Below are 14,569 nucleotides of genomic sequence, written 5' to 3'. Positions count from 1 at the left end.
TCAAACCGACTGCCAGGCCGAACAAAGCCGCGACAACAGCGGCAGCGCCGAAAAAGCCCGCTGCCAAGTCGACGGTAGCGACCAGGCGCGCCACCACATCGCTGGGTGGTGCAACCAAGGCAACCAAGACAACTGCGGCGCGCAGCGCGGCCAGGCCCGTACCAACCAAGCCCGTGCCAACCAAAACCGCGGCCAAGGCGCGTCCCGCATCCACGCGCGGGTCTGCAGGCAAGCCGCGCGGAAAACGCTGAGCGCGCCACCTGGATGCCTGCGTCACCGCGCTGCGGTCGCAGGCGTCCAGGTCAGCAGCGCAGCAAGGCGGGCGCGCGTAGATAAGAATCGTTATCATTATCGGCCCAGATGTGCCCGCTAGCGCGCATCGTCCCGCTGAAGATCCCGATGACCCCACTGCCTGCGCCTCGCCACCTGTTGTTCGCGTCCCTGTTTGCCGCCATGCCGGCTGCCTCCCAGGAGGCCAGCCTGCTCGACGCCATCGTGGTCAGCGAAAAGCGCGCCCTGTATCGGCCGGAAAAGGCCGCCGGTGCCACCCGCACGCAGACGCCGGTGGAGCGCATTCCGCAGGCGATCCAGGTGGTGCCGCGCTCGGTCATCGACGAACAGCAGCTCACCCGGCTGGTGGATGTGGTGGCCAATGTCTCCAACGTGCAGCCCGGCGGCACCCAGGGCAATCGCTCGGAAACCTTCGTCATCCGTGGCTTCGAGGCGTCCTCGTATGCGGTCGACGGCATCCTGCTCAACCCGGCGCAGAACTTCACCGAGACCGTGCGCGATCTGGCCAATGTCGCCCAGGTGGAAGTGCTCAAGGGCCCGGCCGCGGTGCTTTACGGACGCGGCGAACCCGGCGGGGTGATCAATCTGGTCACGCTGCGCCCGGATGCGGTGTTCGGCGGCAACGCATCGGTGCAGGTGGCCGAACACGGCCTGCGCCGCGTGCAATCGACCGTCACCGGCCCGCTGAGCCCGACGCTGTCGGCACGGCTCAGCGCCGCCGCGCAGGAAACCGGTAGCTTTCGCGCCGCGCAGGCCGATGGCGATCGCGTGTTCGTGTCGCCCTCGCTGGCCTGGCGGCCGAACGCGCAGCTGCGTGCCGATCTGGATCTGGACTACACCCGCCAGACCAGCCCGGGCGATCGCGGGCTGGTCGCCATCGACGGGGTGGTGCGTGGCCCGGCGGAGCGCAGCTTCGGCGAGCCGTGGTCGCGCAATCACGGCACTTCGCGCACCGCACGCGGGCGCATCGAATATGACGCCAACGACTGGCTGACGCTGCGTCAGATCCTCAACCACCAGGACGGCGACAGCGGCCGCGACGTGGCCGACTTCACCGGCTTCAGCGCCGACCGCGCCTTCTTACAGCGCCGCGCCGTGCGCCAGGACCAGCAGGTGCGCGCAACGACCTCGCAGACCGAAGCGCTGGCGCATTTCGCCACCGGCCCGCTGCGCCATCAGCTGCTGGCCGGCGCCGAGTACGTCGATGCGCATCGCCACACCGACGAAGCGCGCGCACCGCTGGCCCGCATCAGCGTGCGCAACCCGGTGCAGGGCGCCTTGCCGGGCAGCTATGTGCCGGCCCGCGCAATCGATGTCGATGCGCGCTATGCCGCGCTGTATGTGCAGGACCAGATCAGCATCGGCGAGCGTTGGGACGTGCTGGCCGGCGTGCGCTGGGACGACGTGCAGCAGACCACCATCGACAACGGCGCGCACACCCGCGAAGACGGCCGGCGTGCATCGCCGCGCATCGGCGTGGTGTGGAAGGCGGCGCCGCAGCTGTCGCTGTACGCCAATACCTCCACGTCGTTCCGGCCGCGCAGCGCCACGCTGTTTTCCGGCGGCAGTGCACCACCGGAGACCGGCCGCCAGTACGAGCTCGGCCTGAAGGGCGCGCTGTTCGACAACCGCGTGCTCGCCACCGCCGCCGCGTTCCAGATCACCAAGGACAACGTCGCCACCAGCGATCCGGACAACAGCGGCTTCGTGCTGGTCACCGGCCAGCAACGCGTGCGCGGGCTGGAGCTGGACATCACCGGTGAGCTCACCCGGAACTGGCGGCTGATTCTGGGCGCCGGCTATCTGGATGCGCAGGTCACCCGCGATACCGTCATCCCGGCCGGCAACCGCCTGCGCGGCGTACCGCGGGTCAGCGCCAGTCTGTGGAGCACCTATCACGTCGCCAGCGGGCCGCTGTACGGCCTGACCCTGGGCGCCGGCGCGGTGCATGTGGGCGAGCGCGAAGGAGATCTCGCCAACAGCTATCGTATTGCCGGCTACACGCGCTTCGATGCCTCGGCGGCGTACCGCTTCGGTGGCCGTTACCAGCTGGCGCTGATGCTGCGCAATGTCGCCAACCGTTTCTACATCGAGCAACCGGTGACGCAGACCACCAATTATCCCGGCGCACCGCGCACCTTGTCGGCGACGCTGAGTATGGATTTCTAAACGCCGCGCAGCAGATCCCAGCTCATCTTGCCGATCAGCACGATAACCAGCACCAGGAACAACGTGCGGATCAGCGGCGTGCCGCCGCGTAGCGCCATCCGCGTGCCGGCGACCGCACCGGCCACGTTGGCCACCGCCATCGGGATGCCGATCGCCAGCATCACCTGGCCGCTGGGCAGGAAGAACGACAGCGCCGCCAGGTTGGTGGCCAGGTTCACCACCTTGGCCGCAGCCGAGGCGCGCAGAAAGTCCAACCCGAAGAAGCGGATGAACAGGAAGATCAGGAAACTGCCGGTACCGGGCCCGAAGAACCCGTCGTAGAACCCGATCGCCGCGCCCATCGCCAAGGCAGTGATCAGTTCGCGCCGGCCGATCTGGCGTGGCCGATGCAGCGCACCGAAGTCCTTCTTGATCAGCGTGTAGACCAGCATCGCGATCAGCAGCACCAGGATCAGCGGCCGCACCGCCTGCTTGGGCATCAGGCTGACCGCGGTCGCGCCCAGAAACGAAAACGTAAACGCCGCCACCGTCGCGTACAGCACCGGCCGCCACGGAAAGCGCACGGTGCGCGCATAGCGCCACGCCGAGGCACCGGTGCCGAACATCGCGCTGAACTTGTTGGTGCCCAGAATCAGCGACGGCGCCTGCTGCGGCAGGGTTGCAAACAATCCCGGCAACTGGATCAGGCCACCGCCGCCGACCGCCGCATCCACCAGCCCTGCGACAAAAGCGATGCACAGCAGCCACGGCAACTCGGTGGGAATCAGTTCCAGCAAGGCGGTGCTCCGCACGACGGGGCGACAGCATAAACGCGCAGAAACCCCGCCTCCCACTTCCCACTTCCCGCACAATCGCCAGATGCCGACTTCCATACCCACCGATCCCTGTCCCTGCGGCCGCGCCGCCACCTACGCACAGTGCTGCGGGCACTACCACGCCGGCGCCGCTGCGCCCGATGCCGAAACCCTCATGCGTGCGCGCTACAGCGCCTACGTCCGCCGCGATGTGGCGTACCTGCTCGCCAGCTGGCATCCTTCCACGCGCCCACCCGAGCTGTCGCTGGACAAGGGCGGCCGCACCACCTGGCTCGGCCTGACCGTGCAACGCGCCATCGAGACCGGTACCGACACCGCCGAGGTGGCGTTCCTGGCCCGCTACCGCATCGGCGGCGCCAGCGCGGTGCGCATGACCGAACACAGCCGCTTCGTGCGCGAAGACGGCCGCTGGTATTACCTCGACGCGCGCTGAGCACGGCCCGGCACTGTCGCTGCCGGGACACCACCGGGACGTGGCAGGGTCTAACGCTCGTCGGCACCTGCGTGCCGGCACCGCGCCGCTGCGGCCGCGGCCCTGGACGCTGCGGCCGATATCGGCCTGCCGGGCCCCCACCGGCCCTCGGTAACGTCGGTAGTCGGCCGTACTAGTGGGCGAAGGTGTGCAGGCCGCCGTCCACGGCAATCACCTCACCGGTCAGATAGCGTGCAAGTGGCGAGGCCAGATAGGCGACCAGATGAGCGATGTCGTCGGGTTCGCCGAAGTAGCCGATCGGCACATGGCGCGCGATGAAGGCCTGGCGCGCTTCCGGCGTGGGATGGAGCTTGTCCAGCACCTGTTCGGAGTTGATGCGTCCCGGTGCGATGGTATTGACCGTGATGCCCTCGGCCGCCAGCTGCGAGGCCATTCCCTTGGCCCAGAACTGCAGCGCTGCCTTCGCCGCGCCGGCGCCGTTGACCTCGCGGGGCTCCATGCTGCCGCTGAAGTTGATGATCCTGCCCCAGCGCCGGTGGCGCATGCCGGGCAGCAGGGCCTGGGTCATGCGCCGGGCACTGCCGAAGTTGAGCGCGAAGGCTTCGTCCCAGTCCGCATCGCTGGCCTCCAGCGCAAAAGGGCGTGCGCCACCGGCGGTATTGACCAGGATCTCGATCCGGCCCAGCGCCTGGCTGGCATCCCGGGCGATGCGCGTGATCTCGGTCGCGCTGATGATGTCGCCGGGGATCACCAGCGGGCGCGGGTGACCCTGTGCCGCGATGTCGTTGGCCAGCTGTTCCAGCCTGTCGGCGCGGCGCGCGGTGATCGCCAGCTGCACCCCCTCGGCCGCCAGCACGCGGGCGATGCCGGCGCCGATTCCGGTGCTGGCGCCGGTCACCAGTGCCGTGTGTTCACGCAATTGCAGATCCATCGACAACGTCCGTCTGAGTGAGGGCCCCCAGCCTGATCCGTTATCGAGCCGCGATAAACGCCGTTATCCTGCATTGATTGGCAACCAGGAGTGTTGAATGGATCTGCTGGACAGCATGCAGGTGTTCGTCCGCGTGGTGGACGGCGGCAGCCTCGCCGCGGCGGCGCAAGCGCATGGCATTTCCCCGACCATGGCGGGCAACCACCTGCGCGCCCTGGAGCAACGTCTCGGTCTGCAGTTGCTGGTGCGGACCACGCGACGGCAGCGATTGACCGCGTTTGGCGAGGCCTACTACGGGCGTTGCCGGGAGATTCTCGAGCTGGTCGCCGATACACAGGTGCAGGCCGACGGTCAGCGCCTGGAACCGGCCGGGCCGCTGCGGGTCGCCGCACCGGTGTCGTTCGGAACCTATGGGCTCACGCCGGTGCTTGGCGAGTATCTGCAGCGCCATCCCCAGGTGAGCCTGGATCTGCAGCTCAGCGATCGGGTGCAGGATCTGGTCGACGAGGGTATCGATGTAGCCGTCCGCATCGGGGTTCTGGGCGAGTCCTCGCTGGTGGCGCGCGCGCTGCAGCCTTATCGCCTGTGGTGCTGCGCGACGCCGGCCTATCTGCACCGCAACGGTACCCCGCAACGGCTTGCCGACCTGGCCGGGCACCAATGCCTGGGGATGGATGCCAAGGCGCTCGGCCAGTGGCAGGACTACACCGGCGAGCGAATCGGCCCGCTGTCGCGCGCGCAGTTGCATCTCACCAGCGGCCCGGCCTTGCACCTGGCGGCCTTGCAGGGCCTGGGCATCGTGCTGCAGCCGGCGTTCCTGTTGCGTGCCGACGTGGAAGCGGGCCGGCTGGTGCGGCTGTTTCAGGACCGGGAGCTGCACCGTCCACTAAGCGTGCTCTATCCCCAAACCCGCTGGCGCTCGGTCACGGTACGCAGCTTCGTCGATTTCCTGCTGGAGCGGTTTGCCTGAAGCCGCCGGGCGTCAGACGGACCCCGTGGCAACGCGCGTTGCCGGAGCCTGGCTGGAGCGGCGAGCGTGCGGGGCGATCAATGCGCCGCGTTGCTGCTGCAATCACGCCGGTTGTCTCCATCGCCCGCGTGATCTGACGCGATAGCCGGCACCCCGTTCATTCCGACGAACGGCAGGCACGGCCGTGCTTTCTCGACGCCACGTTCGCAGCCGATCCCGGAAGCTTGCCGCCTCGGCGGAGCTCGCCGCGGGGCGGACACGATGATGGCAACCTTCAATCTCTGGCAGTGGGTGCTTGTGGCCATCGTGGTGTTTGCGATCGTGCTGCCGGCGTGCCTGGCCACGGCACTGATCTGGTTCGGCCCCCGCCACGACGCCCCGCGCAGCGCGCGCGCCCGACGTATGCCCGACACCAGCCCCTCCAGCCCGGCGTTGTCGCTGCTGACCGGCATCACCGGCGACGGCAGCTAGGCGCGGCGATCGACGCGGCTGGGTTGCTGCGGCCTCTTCGCCAGGCGGGCCGGATCGATGCCACTCCATCGGCACGCAACATCATTCTCTGACCCGCGCCACACGACCTCGGCGCCGTGCCCATCGCACTGAAAAGCGTGCGCACCGCACAGTCACCCCTGCGTGTCGCTGCCGACCAGCGCAGCGCACGATACCGTCGCGACATCACGACCTGCACGCCTGCAACCAGCCAGGTTGGCTATCCTCGGCGGCTCGACCTGCCGCAGGAGCGCTCCACCGCATGACCTCCGTCCACACGCCGGCCATCGCGCCGTGATGCCGCCCCGGCGCGTCCTGCCTGCGCTGTTGGCGCTGGCGCCGCTGATTGCCTGCGCCGATCCGGTCTTCGACCGCTGCCTGGCCGGCCTGCAGACCCAGGCAGCCGCCAAGGGCGTGGCGGCCGCCAACTTCCAGCGCTTCACCGCCGGCCTGGCGCCCGATCCCAGCGTGTTGCCGCTGCTCGATGCCCAGCCCGAATTCACCACCCCGATCTGGGACTACCTCGCCAGCCTGGTCGACAGCCAGCGTGTCGCCGACGGCCAGGCCATGCTGGCCACCCACCGCGATTTGCTTGCGCGCCTGTCCGAACAGACCGGGGTCGATCCGGCCACCATCGTGGCGGTCTGGGGCGTGGAGAGCGACTACGGCCGTGTCACCGGCAAGCGCCCGCTGCTGGTCTCGCTGGCCACGCTGTCGTGCGCGGGCCGTCGCCAGCCGTTCTTCCGTGGCGAATTGCTTGCCTTGCTCGGCCTGCTGCAGCAAGGCGATCTGTCGCCGGATGGCTTGACCGGCTCCTGGGCCGGCGCCTTCGGGCAGACCCAGTTCATGCCCTCGACCTATGCCCGCATCGCGGTGGACGGCGACGGCGACGGCCGCCGCGACCTGGTCGCCAGCATTCCCGACGCGCTGGCCTCCACCGCCAACTATCTGGTCAAGGCCGGCTGGGAGCGTGCCCGTCCCTGGGGTATGGAAGTCCGCCTGCCCGCCGGCTTCGACGCCAGCAAGGCCGGCCGCACCCGGCGCCAACCGCTGCAGGCCTGGCAAAACGCCGGCCTGCTCGGCACCGACGGCAAGGCGCTGGCGCCGGCCGGCCTGCCCGCAGAAACCCCGGCCGCCCTGCTGCTGCCGGCCGGTGCGACCGGCCCGGCATTCCTGGTGTTCCGCAACTACGACGCGATCTACGCCTACAACGCCGCCGAAAGCTACGCGCTGTCGATCGCCCTGCTCGCCGACCGCCTGCGCGGTGGCGCCGGCCTGGTCGCCGCCTGGCCCACCGACGACCCCGGCCTGGGCCGGCCCGAACGGCGCGAACTGCAGCAGTTGCTGCTGGCCCGCGGCCACCTGATCGGCGAGGCCGACGGCATGATCGGCACCGCCAGCCGGCGTGCCATCCAGGTCGAGCAGACCCGCCTGGGCCTGCAGCCGGCCGACGGCCGCCCCGGCCAACGCATCCTCACCGCCCTGCGCGCCGCCCCGCCGGTCGCCGGCGCGGCGGCCATCCGCGCCACGGCGTTCAAGCTGCCGGCCGCCTATCCCGCATTCGTCCAATCCCCCATCGTCCAGAAGGCACCCCCCATGTCCGACCTCACCGGCCTGCGCACAGGCGACTTCCACGGCTTTCCCTCGCTGTTGATCGACACCCCGTTCTCCACTGCGGCCATCAGCCTGTTCGGCGGCCAGCTGCTGTCGTTCGTGCCCAAGGGCGGGCAGGACGTGATGTGGCTGTCGCCCACCGCCAAGCAGCCGCCCACCCCGATCCGTGGCGGCGCGCCGGTGTGCTGGCCGTACTTCGGCCGCCAGGACCAGACCGGCGAGGTCCCTGCGCACGGCTTCGTGCGCACCGTGCCCTGGCAGCTCACCGAGAGCCGGCGCGAGGACGACGGCACCCTGGTGCTCACGCTGACCCCGCCCAGCTTCGACGACCTGGCGCTGCGCCTGCGCATGACCCTGCGCATCGGCCGCACCCTCGAACAAAGCCTGATCACCGAAAACACCAGCCCGGCCCCGGTGCGCTTCACCCAGGCGCTGCACAACTACTTCCGCGTCGGCGACGCGCTCACCGTCAGCGTGCAGGGCCTGGACGGGCTGGACTACCTCGACAAGTACGAGAACTACGCCACCGCTCACCGCCAGCAAGGCGAGTGGAGCCTGCGCGACCCACGCGACCCCGGCCGCAGCGATCGCATCTACACCAACGCCGGCGGCCGCTACACCCTGACCGACCCGGTGCTCGGCCGGCGCATCGTCATCGCCACCCAGGGCAGCCGCTCGCTGGTGGCCTGGAACCCGGGCGACGAGGCGGCCGCCAAGATGGCCGACGTGGGCGAGGGCTGGCGCGACTACGTCTGCCTGGAAGCGGCCAACGCCGGCCCGGACGTCATCGAACTCGCCCCCGGCGCCAGCCACACGCTGACCCAGACCATCAGCGTCGAGTAAGCGCGACAATCGCCTCCCGATCGGGCAAAGCCCGCGCTGTTTTTCTAGAACAGACACAGAGGCAGCGACGGCTCCCTTCTCCCACCGGGAGACGGTGCCCCGAAGGGGCGGACGACGGTGTGGGCGACGGTGTGGGCGAAGCCTCGTGTCACCTCGCAATTCCTGTGGCTTCGTCCATACCCTCATCCCAACCCGCGCTCGGCGCCCCCCGGCCCACGCATGAGGCGCGGGCGCTCCATGGCTTGCGCGCCAGTGGCGCGCAAGCTATGCCTTCTCGCCCCGCAGGAGAGGGGCTTTCAGTGAGGGGACTTGGGGCGTATCAGGCGACAGCTCATCCCCACAACTGCGCCACCCGGTCCACCGCTACACTCGCCGCTTCGCCCCACTGCGCAGCGCGATGTCCCTCCCCGCAGATTCCGCTCCCGCCACGGGCCGGCGCCGCGCCGCGCTGATCTTCATCTTCATCACCGTGCTGATCGACGTGCTGTCGTTCGGCGTGATCATTCCGGTGCTGCCGGATCTGGTGCGCCAGTTCACCGGGGGCGACTACGCCGTGGCCGCCGGCTGGATCGGCTGGTTCGGCTTCTTGTTTGCCGCCATCCAGTTCGTCTGCTCGCCGCTGCAGGGCACCCTGTCCGACCGCTATGGCCGCCGCCCGGTGATCCTGCTTTCCTGCCTGGGGCTGGGCCTGGATTTCATCCTGATGGCGGTCGCCCATTCCCTGCCGATGCTGCTGCTGGCGCGGGTGATCTCCGGGGTGTGCTCGGCCAGCTTTTCCACCGCCAACGCCTACATCGCCGACGTCACCCCGGCCGACAAACGCGCCGGCGCGTTCGGCATGCTTGGCGCCGCGTTCGGTATCGGTTTTGTCGCCGGCCCGTTGATCGGCGGCTGGCTGGGCAGCATCGGCCTGCGCTGGCCGTTCTGGTTTGCCGCCGGGCTGGCGCTGTTGAACGTGCTGTATGGCTGGTTCGTGCTGCCCGAATCGTTGTCTGCCGAACGCCGCACGCCACGCCTGGACTGGTCGCACGCCAACCCACTCGGCGCACTCAAGCTGCTGCGCCGTTATCCGCAGGTGTTCGGCCTGGCCTCGGTGGTGTTTCTGGCCAACCTGGCGCACTACGTCTATCCCAGCATCTTCGTGCTGTTCGCCGGTTATCAATACCACTGGGGCCCGCGCGAGGTGAGCTGGGTGCTGGCCGGCGTCGGTGTGTGCAGCATCATCGTCAATGCGCTGCTGGTCGGCCGGCTGGTGCGCTGGCTGGGCGAACGCCGTGCGCTGCTGCTGGGTCTGGGCTGCGGGGTGGTGGGTTTCGTCATCTACGGGCTGGCCGACAGCGGCACCACGTTCCTGATCGGCGTGCCGATCAGCGCGTTCTGGGCGATCGCCGCACCGGCCGCGCAGGCCTTGATCACCCGCGAGGTGGGTGCCGATGCGCAGGGCCGCGTGCAGGGCGCGCTGACCAGCCTGGTCAGTCTGGCCGGTATCGCCGGTCCGCTGCTGTTTGCCAATGTGTTCGCCTGGTTTATCGGCACGGGCGCACCGCTGCATCTGCCCGGCGCACCCTGGTTGCTGGCGGGTTTTCTGCTTGCCGCAGGCTGGGTCATGGCCTGGCGCCGGGCGGGGCGGGGGGCCGGCATGGCCCCCGCGGCACAGGGGTGATGCCAACCTATTCAGCTTGTGCTCGCGCCCGCTTTATCTGATTTGCGCAGTCACTGCTAGGCTGGTGTCCTCCGTGCTGCGGCACCGCCTCGACTCCTTATGTGTCCTGACACCCTGGCTGTTCCGCCCTCGGCCGCGCTTGTGCTGCGCCATGCCACGCAGGACACCCACCGCCTGGTCGAAACGGTTCCGCTGATGCAGGCGCTGGGGCAGGGGCAGGTCGATCGCGCTGCCTACGCGCTGATCCTGCGCCGGCACCATGCGCTGCTGGCCGGCTTCGAAGCGCAACTGAGCGACTGGCTCAGCACCCTGATCGGCACCGGCTGGCAGTACCGTCGCCGCGTCCCGGCCCTGCGCGAGGACCTGCACACGCTCGGGCAGCCGCCGCAGGCGCCCATCGCGGCGCCTGCCGCCGGCAACGATGCCGCGCGCTGGGGCATGCTCTACGTCATCGAAGGCTCGCAACTCGGCGGGCGGATGATCGCGCGCACCTTGCGCAAGCAGCAGCCCGCGCTGGCTGACGCCTTGCGCTATTTCGAACTGGCCAACGACGACCCGGCCGGCTGGCGCCGTTTCCAGGCAGTGCTCGACCAACGGCTGGACACCTCTTCCGCGCGCGAGGCCGCCATCGACGGTGCGCAGCGCATGTTCGCCCACTTCCACACCTGTCTTGCAGCGGAGCCGCGCCCGTGAATCAGCCCACCGAACCCCTGGATATGGATGTCTGTGCGCGTGAGCCGATCCATATTCCCGGCATGATCCAGCCGTACGGCGTGCTGCTGGTGATCGAGCCGGCCGACGGCCGCATCGTGCAGGCCAGCACCACCGCCGCCGACCTGCTCGGCGTGCCGCTGGCCGAGCTGTTGGGCATGGTCTACACCCACGTGCTGGAACTGCCCGGCGAGCAGCCGTTTGCGGTGGAGGACCAGGCGCAGCACCTGCTGCATGCCGACGTGCGCTTTCCCCTGCGTGCAGCACCCACCGAGCACCCCTGGGTGGCTGCCTGGCATCTGTATCCGGAGCAGTGGCTGGTGGAAATCGAGCCGCGCGACGCACGCCTGATGGACGTCACCCTGCGCGAAGCGCTGCCGCTGCTGCGCAGCATCGAGCGCGATCCCGGCATCGCCGAAGCCGCCGTGCGCGCCGCCAAGGGGCTGCGCAGCATGATCGGCTTCGATCGGGTGATGGTGTACCGCTTCGACGAAGAGTGGAATGGCGACATCATCGCCGAAGCGCGCCAGCCCGAGCTGGACGCCTATCTCGGCCTGCATTACCCGGCCACCGACATCCCGGCCCAGGCGCGCGCGCTGTACCTGCGCAACCGCGTCCGCCAGATCGCCGATGTCGGCTATCGGGCCTCGGCGATCGAACCCACCCTGCATCCGCGCCTGGGCACCCCGGTGGACCTGAGCGATGTCAGCCTGCGCAGCGTCTCGCCGGTGCATCTGGAATACCTGGCCAACATGGGCGTGACCGCCACGCTGGTGTCCTCGATCGTCGTCAACGACGCGCTGTGGGGGCTGATCGCCTGCCACCACTACAGCCCGCACTTCACCAGCCACGCCATGCGCGATGCCACCGATGCGGTGACCCGCGCGCTGGCCGGGCGCATCGGCGGATTGCAGGCGGTGGCGCGTGCGCATATGGAATCGGTGCTGCTCACCGTGCGCGAGAAGCTGATCACCGACTTCAACGACGCCGACCAGATGACCGTGGAAATGCTCGCCGACATGGCGCCCGACCTGATGGACGTGGTCGACGCCGACGGCGTGGCGATCTTCCATGGCGGCGAGATCAGCCGGCATGGCAGCACCCCGGACGCGGCCGCGCTGCGCCGCATCCGCGACCACATCGAATCCGAACACCACGATGCCCTGCGCGAAGATGCGGTCGGCGCCCTGCATGTGGATGCGATCGGCGAGGTGTTCCCCGAGCTGGCCGACCTCGCCCCGCTGGCGGCCGGTTTCATTTTCGTGCCGCTGATGCCGCAGTCGCGCAGCGCCTTGCTGTGGACCCGCCGCGAGCAGGTGCAGCAGGTCAAATGGGCCGGCAATCCGCAGCTGGCCAAGCTGCAGGACATTCCCAACTCGCGCTTGTCGCCACGCAAGAGCTTCGACCTCTGGCAGGAAACCGTGCGCGGTCGCGCGCGACGCTGGTCGCCGCTGCACCTGGAATCGGCGCGCAGCCTGCGCGTGCTGATCGAACTGATGGAGCGCAAGCGCTTCCAGCAGGATTTCACCTTGCTCGAAGCCTCGCTCTCGCGGCTGCGCGATGGTGTGGCCATCATCGAACGCGGCACCGCGGACGCGCACCGGCTGATGTTCGTCAATCCGGCCTTCGCAGAACTCAGCCAGACCGAAGTGGCCGACCTGATCGGTTGCGACATCCTGTCCCTGCTGGCCAGCGATGCCGCCCCGTCCAAGGTGGAGCTGCTCGAAGACGCACTGCGGCAAGGGCGCGCCGCCTATGTCACGCTGCCGCTGCGCTCGCAGGGCGGCGCGCCGGTCTATCGCCAGTTCCACCTCGAACCGCTGCCCAGCCCCAATGGCGTTACTGCCCACTGGCTGCTGCAGCTACGCGACCCCGAATAAGCGCGGCCCGCAACCGAATCGTCTGGCGCGGCTAGGAGTGGCTGGCAAAACGTAGCGCGCAGGCGCCAGCGGGGTGCGGACGGCGCGGAAGAAGCGCCGTGTCGAGTGGTTCACGCCGATTCCGCGCACCGGCCGCGCCCGCCTGGCGGTGCGCGCCGTCGTTTTGATCGCTGCCCTAGGCGCGCGGTCGCAACACCAGCAAGGTGATCGTTCCGGCCACCAGGCCCCAGAACGAGGCGCCGATCCCGCCCAGCGTCAGCCCCGATGCAGTCACCAGGAAGGTGATCAAGGCCGCTTCGCGCTCGCTGTCCTGCTGCAAGGCGGCCGCCAGGCTGTTGCCGATCGTGCCCAGCAAGGCGATCCCGGCGATGGCCATCACCAGCTCGCGCGGAAAGGCGGCAAACACCGCCGCCACGGTCGCGCCGAACACGCCGATCAGCACATAGAACACGCCCGCGCTCACCGCAGCGGTGTAACGCCGCGCCGGATCCTCGTGCGCTTCGCGGCCCATGCAGATCGCCGCGGTGATGGCCGCCAGGTTCAAGGCATAGCCACCAAACGGTGCCAGCAGCGTATTGACCACCCCGATCCAGCCGATCGTTGGCGAGATCGGCACCGCGTAGCCGGAGGCGCGGATCACCGCCACGCCCGGCACGTTCTGCGAGGCCATGGTGACCACGAACAACGGAATCGCCAGCCCGAACAACGCCGCCCACGACAACGACGGCACCACCAGCACCGGCTGGGCCAGTTCAAGCTGCACGCTCTTCCACTGCATCAACCCGCTGCCGGCCGCAATCGCCACGCCGACCAGCAAGGTCGCGATCACCGCATAGCGCGCAAACCAGCGCCGCCCGGCCAGATAGGCCGCCAGCATCGCCAGCGCCAGCCACACCTGACTCTGCATCGCCACGAACAGGTCCAGCCCGAAGCGCAACAGCACCCCGGCCAGCATGCCCGAGGCCAGCGAGATCGGTATGCGTCGGATCGCCTTCTCAAACAAGCCCGAGAAGCCGGCCAGCATGCCAAGCACCGCTGCCAGCACAAACGCACCGATCGCCTCGCGCAACGGCACCCCGGCCGCGCTGCCGATCAACATGGCCGCACCCGGCGTGGACCAGGCCGTCACCACCGGCACCCGGTAGCGCAGCGACAGCCCGATGCAGGTCACGCCCATGCCGATGCCGAGCGCCCACATCCACGAGGCGATCTGCGCCTGATCCGCCCCCAGGTGACGCGCCGCCTCGAACACGATCACCGCAGAACTGGCAAAGCCCACCAGCACGGTGACAAAGCCAGCGGCAATCGCAGGCAGGGACAGATCGCGAAGCAGGCTGCGTAAGGGAGACATTGGGAGCTCTCTATCTAGTGCATGCATTCTTACCGAGCACGCCGGTGATCGATAGCGCAGCACCTTGCGTTGTTGGCTCTCTATCAACGCTCTTATTGTCCTGCCTGGAAAGCACGGCGTCGCAGCGATGCGGGCACACGGTCCCATGACCTTGATAGAGAGCAGGCCGGATACACCGCAAAGTGCGTGGAATCAGGCCTGGCGCATGGGCGCAATGACGTCCGTGTCATGCCAGTGTCAAAAAGTGCTTGCACTTCTGCACAGTCTCGATAAACTGCGCGGCCTCGCTCAGGACGGCGGCGCTTCTCGAAGCATCGCAACAACGAACGGGGCGAATCGGAAACATCACAAGGTGTTGACGAAACGAAAAAGCCGGCTATGATGGGCGGCTCGCTACACGGAAAGACGC

11 protein-coding genes and 1 other RNA gene are annotated in these 14,569 nt (G+C 68.8%); 8 read left to right on the top strand and 4 right to left on the bottom strand.

Features of this window, described 5'->3' with window-relative positions:
* Positions 1-399: 399 nt before the first annotated feature.
* On the top strand, positions 400-2,460 hold the full coding sequence (locus tag XARJCFBP2528_RS05475; RefSeq protein ID WP_026064240.1) for a TonB-dependent siderophore receptor: 2,061 nt from the start codon (positions 400-402) through the stop codon (positions 2,458-2,460).
* Here XARJCFBP2528_RS05475 and XARJCFBP2528_RS05470 read toward each other — a convergent pair.
* Positions 2,457-3,236 carry a sulfite exporter TauE/SafE family protein gene (locus tag XARJCFBP2528_RS05470; RefSeq protein WP_180708299.1) on the bottom strand — a complete coding sequence of 260 codons (780 nt, stop codon included), beginning with the start codon at positions 3,234-3,236 and terminating at the stop codon, positions 2,457-2,459. The two genes, XARJCFBP2528_RS05475 and XARJCFBP2528_RS05470, sit on opposite strands and share 4 nt — an antisense overlap.
* Positions 3,237-3,318: 82 nt before the next feature.
* Between XARJCFBP2528_RS05470 and XARJCFBP2528_RS05465 the strand changes: the two genes are divergently transcribed.
* Positions 3,319-3,708, top strand: a complete 390-nt coding sequence (locus XARJCFBP2528_RS05465; RefSeq protein WP_053051739.1) for a YchJ family protein — start codon at positions 3,319-3,321, stop codon at positions 3,706-3,708.
* Positions 3,709-3,880: 172 nt separating this feature from the next.
* Here XARJCFBP2528_RS05465 and XARJCFBP2528_RS05460 read toward each other — a convergent pair whose 3' ends face one another.
* Entirely contained in the window at positions 3,881-4,639 is a 759-nt protein-coding gene (locus XARJCFBP2528_RS05460) for an SDR family NAD(P)-dependent oxidoreductase (RefSeq protein ID WP_016902180.1), read from the bottom strand.
* 97 nt (positions 4,640-4,736) lie between these two features.
* Here XARJCFBP2528_RS05460 and XARJCFBP2528_RS05455 point away from each other — a divergent pair, with 97 nt between their 5' ends.
* The 6 genes from XARJCFBP2528_RS05455 (at position 4,737) to bphP (ending at position 12,809) form a co-directional block, all read left to right on the top strand.
* Positions 4,737-5,609, top strand: coding sequence for a LysR family transcriptional regulator (locus tag XARJCFBP2528_RS05455; protein WP_016902181.1), 873 nt, complete (start codon positions 4,737-4,739; stop codon positions 5,607-5,609).
* A gap of 264 nt (positions 5,610-5,873) precedes the next feature.
* Positions 5,874-6,080, top strand: coding sequence for a hypothetical protein (locus XARJCFBP2528_RS05450; protein ID WP_024939646.1), 207 nt, complete (start codon positions 5,874-5,876; stop codon positions 6,078-6,080).
* A gap of 315 nt (positions 6,081-6,395) precedes the next feature.
* Entirely contained in the window at positions 6,396-8,555 is a 2,160-nt protein-coding gene (locus XARJCFBP2528_RS05445) for a lytic murein transglycosylase (RefSeq protein ID WP_039816145.1), read from the top strand.
* Between the two features lie 397 nt (positions 8,556-8,952).
* Positions 8,953-10,218, top strand: a complete 1,266-nt coding sequence (locus tag XARJCFBP2528_RS05440; RefSeq protein ID WP_016904735.1) for a TCR/Tet family MFS transporter — start codon at positions 8,953-8,955, stop codon at positions 10,216-10,218.
* 99 nt (positions 10,219-10,317) lie between these two features.
* On the top strand, positions 10,318-10,911 hold the full coding sequence (locus tag XARJCFBP2528_RS05435) for a biliverdin-producing heme oxygenase (protein ID WP_016904736.1): 594 nt from the start codon (positions 10,318-10,320) through the stop codon (positions 10,909-10,911).
* Positions 10,908-12,809 (top strand): bacteriophytochrome BphP, encoded by a 1,902-nt coding sequence (gene bphP, locus XARJCFBP2528_RS05430; RefSeq protein ID WP_016904737.1) that lies wholly within the window; start codon positions 10,908-10,910, stop codon positions 12,807-12,809. The genes XARJCFBP2528_RS05435 and bphP overlap by 4 nt, the downstream gene beginning before the upstream one ends.
* Positions 12,810-12,848: 39 nt before the next feature.
* Here the strand turns inward: bphP and XARJCFBP2528_RS22095 are convergent.
* Both XARJCFBP2528_RS22095 and XARJCFBP2528_RS05425 read right to left on the bottom strand, forming a co-directional pair.
* A non-coding RNA gene (locus XARJCFBP2528_RS22095) (sX9 sRNA) lies at positions 12,849-12,923 on the bottom strand.
* Positions 12,924-12,984: 61 nt separating this feature from the next.
* On the bottom strand, positions 12,985-14,160 hold the full coding sequence (locus XARJCFBP2528_RS05425; RefSeq protein WP_016904738.1) for a benzoate/H(+) symporter BenE family transporter: 1,176 nt from the start codon (positions 14,158-14,160) through the stop codon (positions 12,985-12,987).
* Positions 14,161-14,569 lie beyond the last annotated feature (409 nt).

The organism is Xanthomonas arboricola pv. juglandis (assembly GCF_001013475.1).
GTDB classification, from domain to species: domain Bacteria; phylum Pseudomonadota; class Gammaproteobacteria; order Xanthomonadales; family Xanthomonadaceae; genus Xanthomonas; species Xanthomonas arboricola.
This window is presented reverse-complemented; position numbering and strand designations above follow the sequence as displayed.